At 71.4% G+C, this 15,380-nt stretch carries 18 protein-coding genes and 1 pseudogene; 7 read left to right on the plus strand and 12 right to left on the minus strand.

What is annotated here, in order from left to right; translation table 11 throughout:
- Positions 1–40 precede the first annotated feature (40 nt).
- The 6 genes from ACFP3U_RS04745 to ACFP3U_RS04770 form a co-directional block, all read right to left on the minus strand.
- The gene (locus ACFP3U_RS04745; protein ID WP_380223881.1) at positions 41–1,171 is read right to left on the minus strand and encodes a methyltransferase domain-containing protein; all 1,131 of its coding nucleotides are present in this window, start codon (positions 1,169–1,171) and stop codon (positions 41–43) included.
- Complete coding sequence (tgmB, locus tag ACFP3U_RS04750; protein ID WP_380223882.1) at positions 1,168–2,139, minus strand: ATP-grasp ribosomal peptide maturase; 972 nt, start codon at positions 2,137–2,139, stop codon at positions 1,168–1,170. The genes ACFP3U_RS04745 and tgmB overlap by 4 nt, the downstream gene beginning before the upstream one ends.
- Position 2,140: 1 nt before the next feature.
- A complete protein-coding gene (locus ACFP3U_RS04755) occupies positions 2,141–2,401 on the minus strand; it encodes a hypothetical protein (RefSeq protein WP_380223883.1) in 261 nt (86 codons plus the stop codon).
- Between the two features lie 152 nt (positions 2,402–2,553).
- Positions 2,554–3,393, minus strand: coding sequence for a helix-turn-helix domain-containing protein (locus ACFP3U_RS04760; protein ID WP_380223884.1), 840 nt, complete (start codon positions 3,391–3,393; stop codon positions 2,554–2,556).
- Positions 3,390–3,902: a DUF6879 family protein gene (locus ACFP3U_RS04765; protein WP_380223885.1), complete on the minus strand. Its 513-nt coding sequence runs from the start codon at positions 3,900–3,902 to the stop codon at positions 3,390–3,392. Before ACFP3U_RS04765 ends, ACFP3U_RS04760 begins: the two co-directional genes overlap by 4 nt.
- Positions 3,886–4,098 (minus strand): hypothetical protein, encoded by a 213-nt coding sequence (locus tag ACFP3U_RS04770; protein WP_380223886.1) that lies wholly within the window; start codon positions 4,096–4,098, stop codon positions 3,886–3,888. The genes ACFP3U_RS04765 and ACFP3U_RS04770 overlap by 17 nt, the downstream gene beginning before the upstream one ends.
- A gap of 446 nt (positions 4,099–4,544) precedes the next feature.
- Here ACFP3U_RS04770 and ACFP3U_RS04775 point away from each other — a divergent pair, with 446 nt between their 5' ends.
- Positions 4,545–5,345, plus strand: coding sequence for a glycine-rich domain-containing protein (locus ACFP3U_RS04775; protein ID WP_380223887.1), 801 nt, complete (start codon positions 4,545–4,547; stop codon positions 5,343–5,345).
- 59 nt (positions 5,346–5,404) lie between these two features.
- On the opposite strand, the gene ACFP3U_RS04780 is transcribed toward ACFP3U_RS04775, so the two are convergent.
- Both ACFP3U_RS04780 and ACFP3U_RS04785 read right to left on the minus strand, forming a co-directional pair.
- Positions 5,405–5,962 carry an RCC1 domain-containing protein gene (locus ACFP3U_RS04780; protein WP_380223889.1) on the minus strand — a complete coding sequence of 186 codons (558 nt, stop codon included), beginning with the start codon at positions 5,960–5,962 and terminating at the stop codon, positions 5,405–5,407.
- 208 nt (positions 5,963–6,170) lie between these two features.
- Complete coding sequence (locus ACFP3U_RS04785) at positions 6,171–6,962, minus strand: helix-turn-helix domain-containing protein (protein WP_380223890.1); 792 nt, start codon at positions 6,960–6,962, stop codon at positions 6,171–6,173.
- Here ACFP3U_RS04785 and ACFP3U_RS04790 point away from each other — a divergent pair.
- The 3 genes from ACFP3U_RS04790 to ACFP3U_RS04800 all read left to right on the plus strand — a co-directional run bounded on the left by ACFP3U_RS04790 (position 6,921) and on the right by ACFP3U_RS04800 (position 8,384).
- Entirely contained in the window at positions 6,921–7,724 is an 804-nt protein-coding gene (locus tag ACFP3U_RS04790; protein ID WP_380223891.1) for an NAD(P)H-binding protein, read from the plus strand. The two genes, ACFP3U_RS04785 and ACFP3U_RS04790, sit on opposite strands and share 42 nt — an antisense overlap.
- A gap of 129 nt (positions 7,725–7,853) precedes the next feature.
- Positions 7,854–7,976, plus strand: coding sequence for a hypothetical protein (locus ACFP3U_RS04795; protein WP_380223892.1), 123 nt, complete (start codon positions 7,854–7,856; stop codon positions 7,974–7,976).
- 27 nt (positions 7,977–8,003) lie between these two features.
- On the plus strand, positions 8,004–8,384 hold the full coding sequence (locus ACFP3U_RS04800) for a Tn3 family transposase (RefSeq protein ID WP_380223893.1): 381 nt from the start codon (positions 8,004–8,006) through the stop codon (positions 8,382–8,384).
- On the opposite strand, the gene ACFP3U_RS04805 is transcribed toward ACFP3U_RS04800, so the two are convergent.
- Positions 8,294–9,676, minus strand: a complete 1,383-nt coding sequence (locus ACFP3U_RS04805) for a sporulation protein (RefSeq protein WP_380223894.1) — start codon at positions 9,674–9,676, stop codon at positions 8,294–8,296. The genes ACFP3U_RS04800 and ACFP3U_RS04805 overlap by 91 nt on opposite strands.
- A gap of 193 nt (positions 9,677–9,869) precedes the next feature.
- On the opposite strand from ACFP3U_RS04805, the gene ACFP3U_RS04810 reads away from it, so the two are divergent.
- From ACFP3U_RS04810 to ACFP3U_RS04820, 3 genes are read left to right on the plus strand one after another with little or no spacing between them, the layout of a single operon-like run.
- The gene (locus ACFP3U_RS04810) at positions 9,870–10,895 is read left to right on the plus strand and encodes a dTDP-glucose 4,6-dehydratase (RefSeq protein WP_380223895.1); all 1,026 of its coding nucleotides are present in this window, start codon (positions 9,870–9,872) and stop codon (positions 10,893–10,895) included.
- A complete protein-coding gene (locus tag ACFP3U_RS04815; RefSeq protein WP_380223896.1) occupies positions 10,885–12,114 on the plus strand; it encodes an ATP-grasp domain-containing protein in 1,230 nt (409 codons plus the stop codon). Before ACFP3U_RS04810 ends, ACFP3U_RS04815 begins: the two co-directional genes overlap by 11 nt.
- Entirely contained in the window at positions 12,111–13,244 is a 1,134-nt protein-coding gene (locus ACFP3U_RS04820) for a DegT/DnrJ/EryC1/StrS family aminotransferase (protein WP_380223897.1), read from the plus strand. The genes ACFP3U_RS04815 and ACFP3U_RS04820 overlap by 4 nt, the downstream gene beginning before the upstream one ends.
- Before the next feature lie 71 nt (positions 13,245–13,315).
- Here the strand turns inward: ACFP3U_RS04820 and ACFP3U_RS04825 are convergent.
- The 3 genes and pseudogenes from ACFP3U_RS04825 to ACFP3U_RS04835 form a co-directional block, all read right to left on the minus strand.
- Positions 13,316–13,843, minus strand: a pseudogene (locus ACFP3U_RS04825) (UDP-N-acetylglucosamine--N-acetylmuramyl-(pentapeptide) pyrophosphoryl-undecaprenol N-acetylglucosamine transferase); the annotation flags it as partial.
- A gap of 317 nt (positions 13,844–14,160) precedes the next feature.
- Positions 14,161–15,012: a hypothetical protein gene (locus ACFP3U_RS04830; protein ID WP_380223898.1), complete on the minus strand. Its 852-nt coding sequence runs from the start codon at positions 15,010–15,012 to the stop codon at positions 14,161–14,163.
- Complete coding sequence (locus ACFP3U_RS04835) at positions 14,999–15,361, minus strand: hypothetical protein (RefSeq protein ID WP_380223899.1); 363 nt, start codon at positions 15,359–15,361, stop codon at positions 14,999–15,001. The genes ACFP3U_RS04830 and ACFP3U_RS04835 overlap by 14 nt, the downstream gene beginning before the upstream one ends.
- Between the last annotated feature and the right edge of the window lie 19 nt (positions 15,362–15,380).

Below are 15,380 nucleotides of genomic sequence, written 5' to 3' on the forward strand. Positions count from 1 at the left end.
AGCTTCCTGCGCGGCCGGCGGACGGCCGTGGGTGGTGCTGTCAGAGGGTCCAGGACGTCGGCCATCCGTCCGGCGCGGTGAAGGTGACCGTCTGGGCGCCGTCGGGGCCGACGGTCATGGTGAGCCACTCGCGGCGGGGGCGGTGGTGGCGGCGCCAGGTGGTCCAGGCGGTCTCGACGAGTTGCCAGAGGTCGCGCGGTCCGCCCACCGTCGCCGTGGACGGGCGGCCGGGGTGGTCCTCCACGCGGACGGCCGAGCCGTCCGCGTGGTCGTGGAGCGTGCCGCCGTCCCGGACGACGGACGGGGGCAGGCGCAGCCCGGCCCAGAAGGAGAAGGCGTGGTCGTCCAGGACGCGGGCACCGACCACGCTCGTCCGCCGCCGGCCCGGGCCGGGCGCGGTGACGTGCGTCGTTCCCGTGCCGCCGCCGTCCGGCCGCAGCGGCATGAACGCGGCGGGCCGGTGCAGGAACCGGCCCGCCGCGCCGCCGTCGGGCAGCTTGGTGAGGCGAACGACCGCGCCGCCGCCCAGGGCGTTGCCGATCGGCGCGACGATCACCCCGCCTGTCACGCACCGGGCCAGCCAGGCCGGCGGGATGCGGCGGACGGAACAGGTCGCGATGATCCGGTCGAACCGCCACCCGTCCGGGGAGCCGTCCGAGCCGTCCGCGTGCAGGACGGCCGGCTCGAACCCCGTCCCGCGCAACCGCTCCCGCGCCGCCTCCACCAGCCGCCCGGTGCGATCGACCGTGGTCACGCCCCCGGCTCCCGCGAGCCGGCAGAGCAGCGCGGTGTTGTAGCCGGTGCCCGTGCCCACCTCCAACACCCGGTCCCCGGGCCGGACGTCGAGGGCGTCCAGCATGTCCGCCATCAGCCCCGGCGCGGTGGACGAGGACGTCGCCACCCCGCTCACCCCCGCCTCCGGCGCGTCCTCCACGTGCACCCCGTCCACCTCGGTGACCAGCGCCTCGTCCGCGTAGACCGCCCACAGCCAAGCCTCCTCGTCCAGACCGCGCCACGGCCGGTGGACGCCGCCCTCCCAGCGGTAGAACGCGGGCACGAAGGGCTGCCTCGGCACATTGAGGAAGGCCTCGACGACCCGCGAGGACAGCGCGGACCCCCCACGCTCGATCTCCCGCGCCAACCGGATCCGCGCCTCCGGCTCGGTGGTCATCCGGCACTCCCTTCCAAGTAGTCGCAGATGGCGGCGGTGATCGGCAGCCCCGTCGCCTGTTCGACGAACCCGTACTGCCCGTTGGGGTTCACCTCCAGGAAGACCCACTCCCCGGCCGGCGTCACGACGAAGTCGAAGGCCCCGTACGGCAGGCCGAGCCGCGCGAGCATGCGGTGCACCGCCGCGGCCACCTCGACGGGCGGCTCGCACACCCGGTAATCGAGGCTGTCGTAGTCGCTGCGCCAGTCCACCCGGGCGGCGTCCGAGCCGGCGTGGATCTCGGTGGCGAACAGCCGCCGCCCGACCGCCGTCAGCCGGACCTCGTACGCCTTGGGGACCCACTCCTGGAACAGGTGGGCCGTGGTGGCGACGGACGGATGTCCGAGGTCCTCCGGCCGGAGCAGGTTCGCGTAGACCGCCACCGACCGGCCGCCGACCGTCCCCCGGATCGGGGTGAACGGCTTGTAGACGACGGGACCGCCGATCCGCTTGGCGAACTCCCTCGCGGCGTCGGGCCGGTTGGTGATCAGCGTCCGAGGCACGCGCAGCCCGCAGTCGGCAGCCACTCTCAGCTGCAGCGGCTTCGACTCGGCCTCCGCGGCCCGGCCAGGCGGCGGGAGCCACCGGGCCGGGAGCGCCGACAGCAGGCCGCCGAAGCCGTGCCGGGCTTCGGCGGCCGCCACCGCACGGACCTCCGGCGGGAGTTCGGGCGGGAACTCCGCGGGCGTGGGCCGCCGGTAGTAGACCGAGCGGACGGCCGCCAGGTCGAGCGTGCGGTGATCGGTGGCGAGCGGCCCGCGCCACCCCGGCGGACCGTCGAGGCCGGCCGTCACGGCCAGCCTCGACGGGAACCACGCCGTGTCCGCCCGGAAGACCGACACCGCCCGGCGGTTGAGCTCCTCGACCACCAGATCGGCGGTCGGATCGAACGCCCCCGTGATCACGAGGACGGCACCGGAGTCGGGCATCTCAGTCGTCGCTGCTTCCGGGGTCGTCCGGCGCGTCCATCTCGCCCGACGGCTGCGTCGGCCCGTACGTCTTCGGCGGCGCTTTGGTCATGTAGACGCCGGGCGGCATGCCCGCGTACGTGCAGGTCTGCGTCACGTGGTCGTACACGAGGTCGGCCGGCAGAACGCCCCCGGCCCCGCCGACCGGGCTCAGGAACCGGAACGCGAACGGACTTGTTGGACCGCCCAGTCGGTCCAACACCGGCAAGACTGCGGTGGACATGGCACTCCCTCGCCTTCTGCTCGCCGAACCCCGGCGAGCGAGATTCAAGGTAGAGAGGGACTCGATGGACCGTCAGGGGCTTTCTCGTTGCCGAAAGAATCCATTTCGGCAGGGCAGCGACAGGGCGCAGAAGTCGCGGTGGCCGGTGGCCCTCATCGGCTTCGTCGATCTTCCAGGTACAGGTCACGGATGCCTTCGACTGCGGCTCGCATCGCGTCCCCGTAGACGGCGACAGCTGCGAATCGGTCGAACGTCTCCAGATATGTTCTGAGATCCTTGGGGTCTCGGGTGGTGATCTCCGAGTGGAAGGTTTCCACGATGACCAAACGATCGTCGTGGAGGCTGAAGCAGGTCATCGGGAAGTCAGGCATCCGAGCCCCCTGAGGGATCAGGCCGATGTCCACGTTGGGAAGCCTTGAGAGCGAGACGAGCCGGTCCAGCTGCACGACCATGACCGTCGAGTCGCAGATCCGCCAACGGAGTACGTGCTCGCAGATCAGGAAGTGGAAGGACCGGCTGCGGTCGTGGAGTGCCTGCTGCCGAGCCAGCCGTGCGGCGGTCGTCCTGATGCGTGATTCCTCCGACAGCTCGGGCAGGAGGTCGAAGACGGCCGAGATGTACTCCGGCGTCTGGAGCAGCCCCGGAATCAACTGCCCCTGGAAGAGTCTGAGTTCTGCCGTTCGCTGCTCGATGGCCTCGATCGCCCGCTGATGCTTCCAGAACCCCGTGCGATGGATGAGCCGCCACGCGGTCTCCTCCGTGGCGGCGACACGAGCCTGTTCGCGGAACTGCTCCTTCGCCGCTTCCGACACGCCGAGTGCCGTGAGGATGAGATCGACATCCATGACGCTCGGGAGCACCTTGCCATGCTCGATCTTGCTCAGCTTGCCCGCAGACATGGAGGCCCTACGAGCCACGGTGTCCCCGGTGAGTCCGGAGGCCTGCCGGAGGGCTCGTAGGGCCTTTCCGATGTCTTCGGCGGCATCACTCAAGACTGAAGCTGCCGCCAGTACTCGGCGAAGGGAAGCGCGTGGGTGACGGCGATCTCCGAGTACCGGCGGTACTGAGGGGCGGCCTCGGCGGGGAGCTTCTCGGCGCCGACGAACTTGCCATCCGCCGTGTAGTGCATGCGGTAGACCTCGGTGTCGTCGAACAGCCAGAAGTCGTGGTCCGGCAGCCCGACCACCTGCTGGGTGGCCCGGTCGATGATCCCGATGGTCTCGCCCGCCGTGATGTTCCCGGGGTAGGCGGAGAGTTCGTACCGCAGGTAGTCGGTCAGCGGTGAGGTGAGGACGTGGACGCGGGCCACCGTCTTGCCGAGATCCGTCATGGACCGGACCCACGGGTTGTCTTGCCACTCTGGCGGCATGGGCTCGCCGGCGAGGAAGGCCGCGAACTCCTCCTGCTCCTCCTCGACGTCGTAGAGGTCCAGCGTCTCCAGCCGGAACGCGGTGCGTTGAAAGCTCGCGAAGAGCCGACCGAATTCAGTTCCGTCGAGCACGGAAGTAGTCCTCCAGGATGTTCATGGGCACACGGACGACGGTCTCGCCCTCGGGGAGGTCGATCTGGGCGAGCTGTTCAGGGTCGGTGACCACGTAACCCTGCACGAGGGCGTCGGTGCCGTCCTCCGTTCCCCACAGGGTCGGGCACGTGCCGCTCTTGCAGTCCGAGTCGCCGGACAGTTTACGCAGAGCCACTGCTCCTCCTCGATCTGTTGTCGAGGTCGATGCTTCATGCTCGCCCCGCCGGGACGCAAGGGTGTCGGCTTTCCAGTACGGGAAAGTGCGGATGCACACGGTGGTACCCCCACAGAAAGCGGCCGTCCGCCGGTTGAGCGGACGGCCGGGGTGCCGGCGGGTGTGGGAAGTCGGCCCGTCCGACTTCCCGTGCGGGCGGGCGGTGGGGGTGGGTCAGAGGGGCCAGCCGCCGCTCTGGCGGTGGTTGTCGGCGTGCGGGGTGTACGGGCGGGCGGCGGGCTCGGGGCCCCGGTGGTGTGATCGACCGATCGAAGGCTGTTCGTACGAGCAGCAACCCCATCGGGTGAGGGCGTACGCCGGGCCGTGCCACGGCGTGGCCGGACTTCGTTCGGACTACGGCCGCGGTGTCCCACCCGCGGCCCATGCAGCTCACGAAAGATGGTTTCATGAAGAAGCTCTGGAGCCTGGCTTGCGCCGCCGCCTCGGCCGCCACGGTCACCTCACTGCTCTCGCCCGGCGTCGCCGCCGCCGCGCCCGCGACGCACACCGAGACGTTCGATTCCCCCGGCCGCACCTCCTTCACCGTCCCGGAGGGCGTTCACAGCATCCAGCTCCTGGCCCTGGGCGGCGGGGGTGGCGGCGGCGGTGGCGGCGGCAACAGCGGCGGGTCACTGAGTGGCGGCGGCGGTGGCGGCGGGGGCAGCAGTGCCGCGGTGATGTGCTCCTTCGCCGTCAAGGGCGGAGAGAAGATCACCATCGACGTCGGCAAGGGCGGCGCTGGAGGCAACGGAGGCTGGAGGAGCAACGGCGCCATCGGAGAGAACGGCTCCCCCAGCGTGGTCCACGTCCCCCAGGGCGGCACCACGAAGGTGGCCTACGCCGCGAACGGCGGCTGGGCGTGGGGCGGCGAGCAGTCCGGAGTTTTCGGCAGCGGCGACGGCGGCGGCCACGGAACGGGCGGCTCCGCGACGGACAGCCGGTGCGAGGGCACGGACGTGAAGCGCGTCTCGGGCCACAACGGCGAGCGCGGCGCGGACGGCTCCCGCAACCATACGGGGGTCGGCGGCAATTTCGGCGCACCCGCCGCGTACCCCGACACCTGTCGAGGTGCCGGCGCTGGTGGATACGGAGGTGAAGGTGGCGGGAACCACGGCGATCCCACCCCGCACCAGGAATCGGCCAAGGCGGGCTCGGCCGGGGACGGCGGCTGCGTGGTCCTGACCTACACCGTGGCGACGGCCTCCTGACCGCGCCGACTCAGGTCCGTGTCGGCGGCACCGCCCCTCGGCGGTACCGCCGGCGGGGGTCAGTGGGCGTAGGTGGTGTTGCCGCCGAGGCTGGTGGTGATGGCGGTGTAGCCCTTGCCGTCCTCCGCCAGAGCAAGGCTGAAGTCCAGGCCGGCGGCGATCTGCTTGACCTTCGACGCGCCCTGGACCCGGTCCGCGACGGTGCGCGAGTCGCCGCTGCGGTTGTTGCCGAGCTGGCCGTAGGCGTTGTCGCCCCACACGTAGACCTGGCCGGCGCTGTCGAGAGCGAGCCCGTGCCTGCCGCCGGCCGCGATGTCCTTGATGTCGGCGAGCCGGGAGACCGCCGTCGGTACAGGCTGGTTGGTGTTGCCACCGTTGCCCAGCTGGCCGCTGGAGTTGTGGCCCCAGGACTTCACGCCGCCGTTCTGGTCCAGGGCGAGCGCGAAGCCGTCCGCGGAGCCGGCCCCGCCCGCGGCGAGCTTCGCCACGTCGGCTGCGGGCAGGCCGGTCACGCCCACCGGGGAGAGGGCGTCGGCGGTGGTGCCGTTGCCGAGCTGGCCCGTGCGGCCGGCGCCCCAGGCCAGGGCCGTCGAGTCGGCGCTCAGGTCTCCGGACACATGCGTGTCCTCCAAGATCGTGGAAATAGGCATCTGACGGTGCGTCGTCAGTCTTGACGCAAGATCCACGACTCGGGGCCAGCCCTTCTCCCAATCACTCGAACGAGTGACAGAGCCCCGCGCGGCCTACCTCCTGGGCCGGCTGAGCAGCCCGAGGACGCAGGGAATCGCGATCAGAGGGAAGAAGGTGCTGACCCGTCACGCGAGTTCAGGCGGTGCACACCGTCGCGGCGGGACGCCGCCCCGCGGTGAACGCGGCCGGCGGGACGCCCATGAAGTGGCGGAACTCGGCCGTCATGTGGGACTGGTCGTAGTACCCCGCCGTCGCGGCGATGTCCGACCAGCGGCCGGCATCGGCCGCGAGCACGGTGCGAACGCGGTCGATGCGTGCGAACTGCTTGGGGGACAAGCCGGTGCCGGCGGTGAACAGGGCGTGCAGGCGGCGCTCACTGAGGTGCAACCGGGCCGCGGTCGTGGCGACCGTGGCACCGGCCAGGAGGCGTGCCGCCGCTTCGGGCCGCTCCGGAGGCTCCGGCCGATCGGCCAACGCCTCTTCGAGAGCGGCGATCGGATCGGCGGCGAACCGGTCGACGTCCAGGCCCGGTAGTTCGCGGAGCGTCAGGACCCGGTCGGTGAGATCACGCAGCGGACGGCCGAGCAGGGCTTGGGCACGACCCGGCCGCAGGCGGACCCGCACGCACGACTGGTCGGGCGCGCCGACGTGATAGGCGGCCCGGGTGCGGGGGCCCATGACGATCAACTCCCGCTTGTCACCGCGCAGGAGAAGGGTGGTGGCGTGATCGGGCACGTCGACCGCCGCCGAACCGGTCGCCGTGGCGACATCGATCCCGGCGACCCAACGCAGCAGGGCGGGCGGCACGACGAGAGAGCTCACGCGGCCCACGATAGTGCCGAAACTTCCTATCACGCGGCGTGAGAGCGATGCGATCGTCGGGACATGATCCTCGTTACCGGTGCCACCGGCACCATCGGTAGTCACGTCGTCCGTCTGCTCACCGAACGGGGCGTGCCGTTCCGGGCGATGTCCCGCCGCGAGCGGCCCGCAGGGGTGCGGGCCGACTTCGACGACCCGGCGTCGCTGGCGCGCGCGGTGGCCTGCGTCGACACGGTCTTCCTCGTCACCGTGCCCCCCGTGCCGACCGCGGACCACGACATCGCCCTGCTCACGGCCGCGCGGGCGGCGGGCGTCCGGAAGATCGTCAAGCTGTCCGCCATCGGCACCGGCGAGCGGTTCGACGGGGCGACCGTCGGCGCGTGGCACCTCGCCGCGGAGGAGGCGATCGAGGAAAGCGGGCTCGCGTGGACGATGCTCCGCCCGCCGAGCTTCGCCTCGAACCTCCTGTGGCACCGGGCGCTGATCCAGGCCGGAGAGCCGATCCCGAACCTGGCCGGCGACTCCCGGCAGGCCGTCGTCGACCCGAGGGACGTGGCCGCGGTCGCCGTCGCCGCCATGACCGGCGATGCGCACGACGGACAGCGGTACGACCTGACCGGGCCGGAGCTGCTGACGTTCGCCGACCAGGCGGCGGTCCTGGAGCGCGTGCTGGAACGGCCGGTCAAGATCACCGACACGCATGCGCTCGACCGGTTCCCGGCCGGGATGGTCACCGGCATCGGCTGGGCGCGCGCCGGCGGTGCGGCCTACGTCGCCGACCACGTGCCACGGGTGCTCGGCCGACCGGCGGGCACGTTCGAGCAGTGGGCACGCGACCACCGGGAGGCGTTCGCCGCAGTGCCGTAACCCCTGAGAGGTCAGGCCGAGCGGGCGAAGTCGGGGTGCCGTTAACGACCGTGTCACCAGCCCCAAATCCGGGTGATCTTTGGTCGTTTGTCCGCGTTGGCCTGGGGTTGTCCTGCATGATGCGGGGCCATGGGGCGGCAGCCGGTGGGCATGGACGAGCTGGTGGAGCACTGGACGGTGCTCGATGACGAGGCGGACCTGGTCGCGGGGAAACGCGGCGGGACCAGGGTGGGCTTCGCGCTGCTGCTCTAGGCCGAGGTGGGGCGCCGCTGGAGCGCGGTGCCGCTGATCGACATGCTCAAGGAGGCGATCCTGCGCACCGGCTGCTTGAAGGCGATCACCTCGGTGGCTGGCTCGCGGACGCTGCCGGAGGAGGTGCTGGCCGAGCGGCTGATGCTGGCGATCCACGCTTACGGAACCGCCCGCTACCTGCGCGACCGCGCCCTGCAGCGCGAGATCGAGGAGGGCCTGAACGTGGTGGAGGCATGGAACCGCGCGAACGCGGTGATCTACCACGGCAAGGGCGGGGAGATTTCCAGCAACCGGCGCGAAGAGGTCGAGATGGCCGCTCAGCTGGCCATGGCGAGCTCCGTGCGTGCCCGCTGCAGCAGGTCCCGAACCGCCGGCTCCTTCGGCCAGCGCCGCAACTCCGTCGTGTAGTCCCGCACGTAGTCCCGCGCCCGCGTCGACTGCACCCGCGCGAGGATGTCGACCGCCCGGTGCCCCATCGCGACGCCTTCCTCAAGGCTGCCGCCCTGCAGGTGCACCGTCCCGAGCACCGTGAGGCGCAGCCCGACCGAGCGGGCGAACGAGCCCTCAGGCATCGCGTCGGCGTGCCGGTTCCACGTGAACGCCGCCCTCGGGTTGCCGAGGTCCCGCCACACCTCGACCGCATCCGATGCGAGCCGGGTGTGGCTCATGTAGCTGATCCACTCCGGATCGTCGCCGGGCCGTGCACGGCCGAGGAGCGCCTCCGCCTCCGACAGGGCGCGCGACGCCGCCCGCGGATCCCGTGACCGGCCGTGTGCCCGGGCCTCGACCATCTTCGCGAACGCCAGCACCCGCGGGCTCGCCGACCCCTTCGCGCGCTCGTAGCCGCCCTGGACCATGTCGATGGCCTCGCTCGGGTAGCCGCGCAGCATGGCCTGCAGCGCCATCGTGGACATCACGTGGCTGCCGACCTCGGTGTCGCCGGCCGCGCGGGCGAGCGCGAGGGCCTGGATGAAGTGCCGCTGCGCGGCGTCGTGCTGGCCCATGTCCAGCGCGGCCCAGCCGACGACCCGGGCGAGCTCGGCGGTCACGCAGTACAGCTCGGCGCCGATCTTCTCCGGGTAGGTACCGACCAGCAACGGGCTCGCGCGGTGCCGGAGGCAGTCCGCGACGCTGCTGGAGCGCCAGCTGCCGCCGCCGTACTTCGAGTCCCAGGAGCGGGCCTCGCTCGCGGCCTGCCACAGCTCCACCAGGTCCGCGCGGCCGACCTGGAGGCTGCCACGGTGCCCAGGGAGCGGCGCGGAGGGCTGGACCAGCCAGCGGGTGACCGGGGTGGTGTAGGCAGCGACGGCGAACGCGCCGCCGATGAAGTCGCGTCGGTGCACGGTGCTCCAGAAGTTCGCGGCGTTGCGCACGGCGTCGCCGGGGTCTCTGGGGAAATCCAACCCCACCGCGGCCGGGTCAGCGGGGAGGCCAGCCATGCCTATCTCCGTGAGGGTGACAGGCCGTCCGAGGCGTTCTCCCAGCGCAACGGCGATGAGCTCGGGCGCCGGGGCGTCGGGGATCATGCCCTTGTCCACCCAGTTGCCGACACTCGTATGGGTGTATGCGCGCGGCTGACCGCGCTGCTCGGAGAGCTCGTTCACCCGCTGCGCGAGGCCCTTGCGGCTGCGGCCGCTCGCGGCCAGGAGCGCGCCGAGGCGGTGGTTCGGTTCGCGGGTCCTGCGTGGTGCCGGCGCCATGAGGGGTCTCCTGCCTGCCGGTGGCCGGGCTTCGAGGGTAGGCCCACAGGCAGCAACATCGTTACCGCTTCTGTGATTTGTGGGCCCCCTCTGTGTGCCTGCCGGGCACCACCCTTCCAGGAGTGTTCTGGAAGCCGGTCGGACCGCTCCTCGCGACAGGGCAGGGCGGCCGTCCCCCGGAATGGAGGCGCGCATGCGCCAGCTGCTCGTCACCGGCGGCGCCGGTTTCATCGGATCCCACTTCGTCAAGCGGATGCTTGCCGCCGACGATGTCGAGCGGATCACCGTCCTCGACGCCCTCACGTACGCGGGCAACCTGGACAACCTGGGTTCGGCGCTCGACTCACCGAAGCTCACGTTCGTCCGCGGCAACATCCTCGACACCACGCTCGTCACCGACCTGATGGCCCGGCACACCGCGGTCGTGCACTTCGCCGCCGAGTCCCACGTCGACCACAGTCTCGCCGACGCCGGGGCGTTCGCGGCGACGAACGTGCTGGGCACCCAGCGGCTCCTGGAGGCCGCGGCCAAGGCCGAGGTGTCCAAGTTCGTCCACGTGTCCACCGACGAGGTCTACGGGCCGCTCCTGGACGGTGCTGCGACCGAGGACGCGCCGCTGCGCCCGACGGTCCCCTACGCCGCGAGCAAGGCCGCGTCGGACCTGGTCGCCCTGTCGTACGCGGTCACGTTCGGGCTGCCGGTGTGCGTCACCCGCTCCTCGAACAACTACGGGCCCGGTCAGCACCCGGAGAAGGTGATCCCCCGGTTCATCTCCGCCCTGATGCGGGGCGAAAAGGTCACCGTTCACGGGCAGGGTCAGCACGTGCGGAACTGGCTGCACGTCGAGGACAACTGCGCCGGCGTCGAGCTCGTGCTGCGCGACGGCATGCCCGGCGAGGCCTACAACCTCGGCCTCGGGACGGATCTGACGAACCGGGCGCTGACGGCGCTGCTGCTGCGCGCCTGCGACGCGGACTGGAGCCGCGTGGTCTACGTCCCGGATCGGACCGCGAACGACCTGCGGTACGCGATGGACTGCGCCAAGGCCGAGCAGCTCGGCTACCGGCCGTGCCGCTCTCTCGATGACGGTCTCGCCGAGACCGTCGCCTGGTACCAGCACCACCTGGACCGCTGGGCCCCGCAGGCCCGCAACCCGCAGCACCCGCTCCCCGCCGCCCACATCACGGCCCCGAGCCCGGAGCGTGACCGTGTCCGGTAACCAGTTGCCACAGAACGCGCTGCTCGTGCTCGGCGCATCGGAGGAGCACATCCCTCTCTACCAGGAGGCGGGACGCCGAGGAATCCCGACCATCGCTGTCGATAGGCGGTCGGACGCCCCCGCGTTCCCCTTCGCCGATGCGGCCATGAAGGTCTCCACCCGGGACGCGGGCGCCATCGCCGAAGCGCTGGGCGACACGCGGCCCGCCGGGATCGTGGTCGGCGCGACCGACGCCGCGCTGCTCACCTGGCGTGTCCTGGGCCTGCGCTACGGCATGCCCTACGTGTACCCGGAGGCGGCCTTGGCGGGTCTCGACAAGGCCGCCTTTCACAGGGTCGTCGCGTCCTGCGGTGTCGCCGGGTACGGGTGGGCCGCGTCAGACGACCCGAGCGAGGTCGCCGCGAAGGCGGCAGAGTTGCGATTCCCGCTCATGGTCAAGCCGGTGGACGGATCAGGCAGCAAGGGTGTCACCCGCGTCACCCACCCGGACAGCCTCCCCGCCGCCATCGCCCGTTCGCGCGCCTACTCCGCCTCTCGGACCGTGATCGCCGAGGAATACGTCCACGGGCGACAGTTGACCATCGACCTGTTCCTCCGCGACGGCACGCCAGTCATGACCTGCATCAAGGACCAGCACCTTGTGGCCGGCAGGAGCGTCGTCCGGCGCATCGGCACGGCGCAGCTCTCCCCGCAGGAGCACCGCCACCTTGAGGACATCGCCGTCCGGCTGTGCGCCGCGCTGGGCATCGTCGACGGGCCCGCGAACTTCGACCTCGTCCTCGGCGAGGACGGCCAGGGCCGCATCGTCGAAGCCAACCCGCGCCTGAGCGGGGACAGCATCCCGCGCCTGCACGAGGCCGCCTACGGCGTCAACGTCGTGGGCGCGCTCATCGCACTCGCGCTCGGTGAGCCGTTCGACGCCTATCTGAGGCCGACACGCAACGCGCACGCCGGGGTGGAACTGCTCGGCTCCCCCCTCGACGTGGAAGGCGAACTCGCCACCTGGGAGGGGGTCGACGAAGCCCGCAACATCCCCGGTGTCACGGGCATCGAGCTGTACGCCCAGCCCGGAGACCCCGTGCACCCGCACGACCAGGCCGGCCACAAGATCGGCATGATCACCGCCGCCGGACCGTCGCCCGCAGACGTGTCCGAGGCCCTGGACAAGGCCATCTCACTGCTCCGACCGATCATCCGACCGACCCGGGAGGCATCGTGACCACCCCGCCGCGGCCCGACGCCGCACGCAACGCCAGCCCGTACCTGTACGGGACGGAACTGGAGGCCGTGGGGCGCGTCCTGGCCGACGGCCAGTACGGGCACACCGCCGTCACCGAGCAGTTCGAGCAGGAGGTCGCCCGCTTCCTCGGTGTCCCGGACGCCGTGGCCACCGCCTCCGGCACGGCCGCGCTGCACTGCGCCCTGCTGGCCGCCGGGGTCGGAGCGGGGGACGAGGTGATCGTGCCGTCCATGACGTTCTGCGCCACCATCCAGGCCATCCGTGCCGTGGACGCGGTCCCCCGCTTCGTTGAGGTCAACCCCGACACCCTGTGCGTGGAGGCCGCCACGGTCATGGCCGCCGTGACCGACCGCACTCAGGCAGTGCTGCCGGTGCTGTACGGCGGCCGGGCCGTGGATCTGGGCGCGGCCTACGACACCCTCCACGAGCGCGGCATCGCCGTGATCGAGGACGCGGCGCACGCCTTCGGCTCGCACCTGAACCACCGGCGCGTCGGCGCGACCGGGGCCCTGACGTGCTTCTCGTTCGGGCCCATCAAGAACCTCACCTGTGGTCAGGGCGGCATGGTCATCCCGCGCAACCCCGGCGAGGCCGACTTCCTACGCGGCGTGCGGATGCTCGGTGTAGTGCAGTCCCAGGCCGAACGCCAGGCCATCACCAGCTACAGCGTGGAGGGTTTCGGGCTGCGCTACCAGATGTCCTCCATCAACGCCGCCATCGGCCTCGCGCAGCTGCGCCGCTTCGCCGAGACGGAGACGACCCGTCGGGAGCTGTGGGTCGCCTACCGCGACGCGCTGCGCGGCATCCCGGCGGTGGAGCTGGTGGACGTGGACGTGACCCGCACGATGCCGCACCTGTGCGTGGTCCGGGTGCCGCACCGCGAGGACGTGTTCCGGCTGATGAAGACCCGGGGCATCGCGGTGGGCGTCCACTACCCGCCCAACCACCTCCAGGCAGCCTTCAAGCCCTGGCACCGGCCGCTGCCGGTCACCGAGAAGGTCAGCGAGGAGATCCTGAGCCTGCCGTTCCACCAGCACCTCACCGCCCCCGACATCGACCGCGTGGTGAACTCACTCGAACAGGCCCTCACATCGGCAGGAGGACCGTGATGCGCAAGGCCCTGACCGTATGCCTTGGCAACAGCCCTGCACATCGGACACCGACGCCCCAGGCCTGCTGATCAGGCGGAGGCGGCGGAAAGCAGCACGTCGACCAGTCGCTCGGCAGCGTCGGGGCGGCCCATCTGCCGGGCCTGGTAGGCGATCTGTCCCCGCAGCCCGGGGTCGGCGAGGAGCGGCCCGATCGCGTCTTGCAGCATGGTGGCGTTGACCTCTCCGGTCAGCGCCACCGCTGCGCGTCGCCGGTGCAGGTGCATCGCGTTCTCGGCCTGCTCGTTGCCGGCCGACGTCGCGAGCGGCACGAGCACGGCGGCCTTGCCCAGGGCGGTGAGCTCGGCGATCGTTCCGGCGCCGCTGCGGGACAGGACGACGTCGGCCAGCGCCAGCACGTCGGGGAGCTCGGGGCCGACGTAGCCGGTCAGGTGGTAGCGGGCGGCCAGGTCCGGCCGCAGGGCGTGCACCGTCGCGCTGAGGGCGTCGAGGTTCGCGGGCCCGCACTGATGGATCACGTTCGCCCGCGAGAGGAGCCACGGAAGGGTGTCCCGCACCAGTTCGTTGATCTGCTGCGAGCCCTGGGCGCCGCCGGTCAGTTCGCGGACGTCGTCCGGTCCACGCTAGCGCCTGCCCGGACAGCCCAGTTGGACCGTCACACCTGAGGGGAAGACGTCCCGGTGTGCGGGCCGCAGGGTGGAAGACGATCCACAGGAACGTCTCGGGCCCGAGGAAGGCTGCCCCGCCCTGGCAGCTGCCAGCACCGCCGCACTGGCGCGGGTGCTCGGCCGACCGGCGGGCACGTTCGAGCAGTGGGCACGCGACCACCGGGAGGCGTTCGCGGCACTGCCGTAACCCCTGAGAGGTCAGGCCGAGCGCCGGAGCTGCGGCCATGGCCGAGGGCGTGGATGGCCTGTCACGTCGCGGCGAACAGGATGTAGCCGGCGAGCGTGATCGAGCTGAAGGCGATCAGCTGGCGGGGCTTGAGGCAGGAGAACCCCACGTGCATGGCGATGCCGACGACGATCGCGGCTGTTCTCGTCCGCTCGATCAGCAGGGCGGGCGGGAGCAGGACCTCCAGGGCGATGACGGTGACCGCCACCAGCCGCCAGGCACGGACACTTCGCTCGGACAGGGTGCCCAGGTGCCGGCGGACGACGCCCGGGATGAAGTGCTCCCCGCGCGGGAGCCGGTCCTTGACCTGGGTGAACACGTGGACCCATTGGGCGAGGTAGAGGCCGGAGCGGAACTGTGCCGAGCGGGCTTTGGACCAGGCGCTGCCCCAGTACAGGTCGGTGGTGACGAGCACGCACAACGCCTGGGCCCAGGTGTTGTGCGTGCTCATCCGGTGTTCGGGCAGGCCGGTGCCGAGGGCGCCGGCGAGGACCAGGGTGCCGGTCATGAGAATCGCGAAGCGCAGGGTGTTCGGGCTCTTCGCGTAGGTGAGTTCGAAGGCGAGCGCGGCGATGACCAGCAGCGCGGACAGCCGGGGCAGGACGCCGGTGGCCAGGGCGAGCGCGGCTACGGGGCGGGCGGCGAGGACCGGCTTGTAGGCGCGGGCGAGGCGGTGGAACCGCTGCTCGCCGATTCGTTTTGTCAGCGCGAAGGTGCTGTAGGTGCCGGGTGCGAAGCGGTTCCAGCCGCTGTGGTCGAGGGAGAGGAGGAAGCGGACCGTCAGGGCGAGGCCGAGGACGATCCGGAAGTACTGCAGCCGGGCTTCGTCGGTCGGGTGCCGGAAGCCGGCGGCGAGGGCGTCAAGGAGCCACACGGCCGTTCCTCACCGTGATGGGGCGCTCGCCGTGGCGGGACAGCACACGGCCTTCGCCCTCCAGGCCCTCGAAGGTGCCGGTGCTGGTGAGGAATTCGAGGATCAGCGCGAGCTGGGCGGGCGGGACGAAGAAGCTGCCCGGGGGGATGACGTCGTAGATGTTGACGTCCTGCGTCCGTCCGGCCCGGGTGCCGCGCAGGGAGACGATCGTGAAAGTCGCGTAGCAGAACATCGTCCAGCTCAGCAGTTGGCCGGCGGGTCGGCGCCAGAATCCGGCGACGGCCATCCAGGCGGCCAGGCCGGCGGTAGCGGCGGTCTCGGCGGCGGGGATCAGCGCTCCGAAGTGCATGGGTGCCCCTTGGAGTGTC

This window comes from Kitasatospora misakiensis, from assembly GCF_042656005.1.
GTDB lineage: Bacteria > Actinomycetota > Actinomycetes > Streptomycetales > Streptomycetaceae > Kitasatospora > Kitasatospora misakiensis.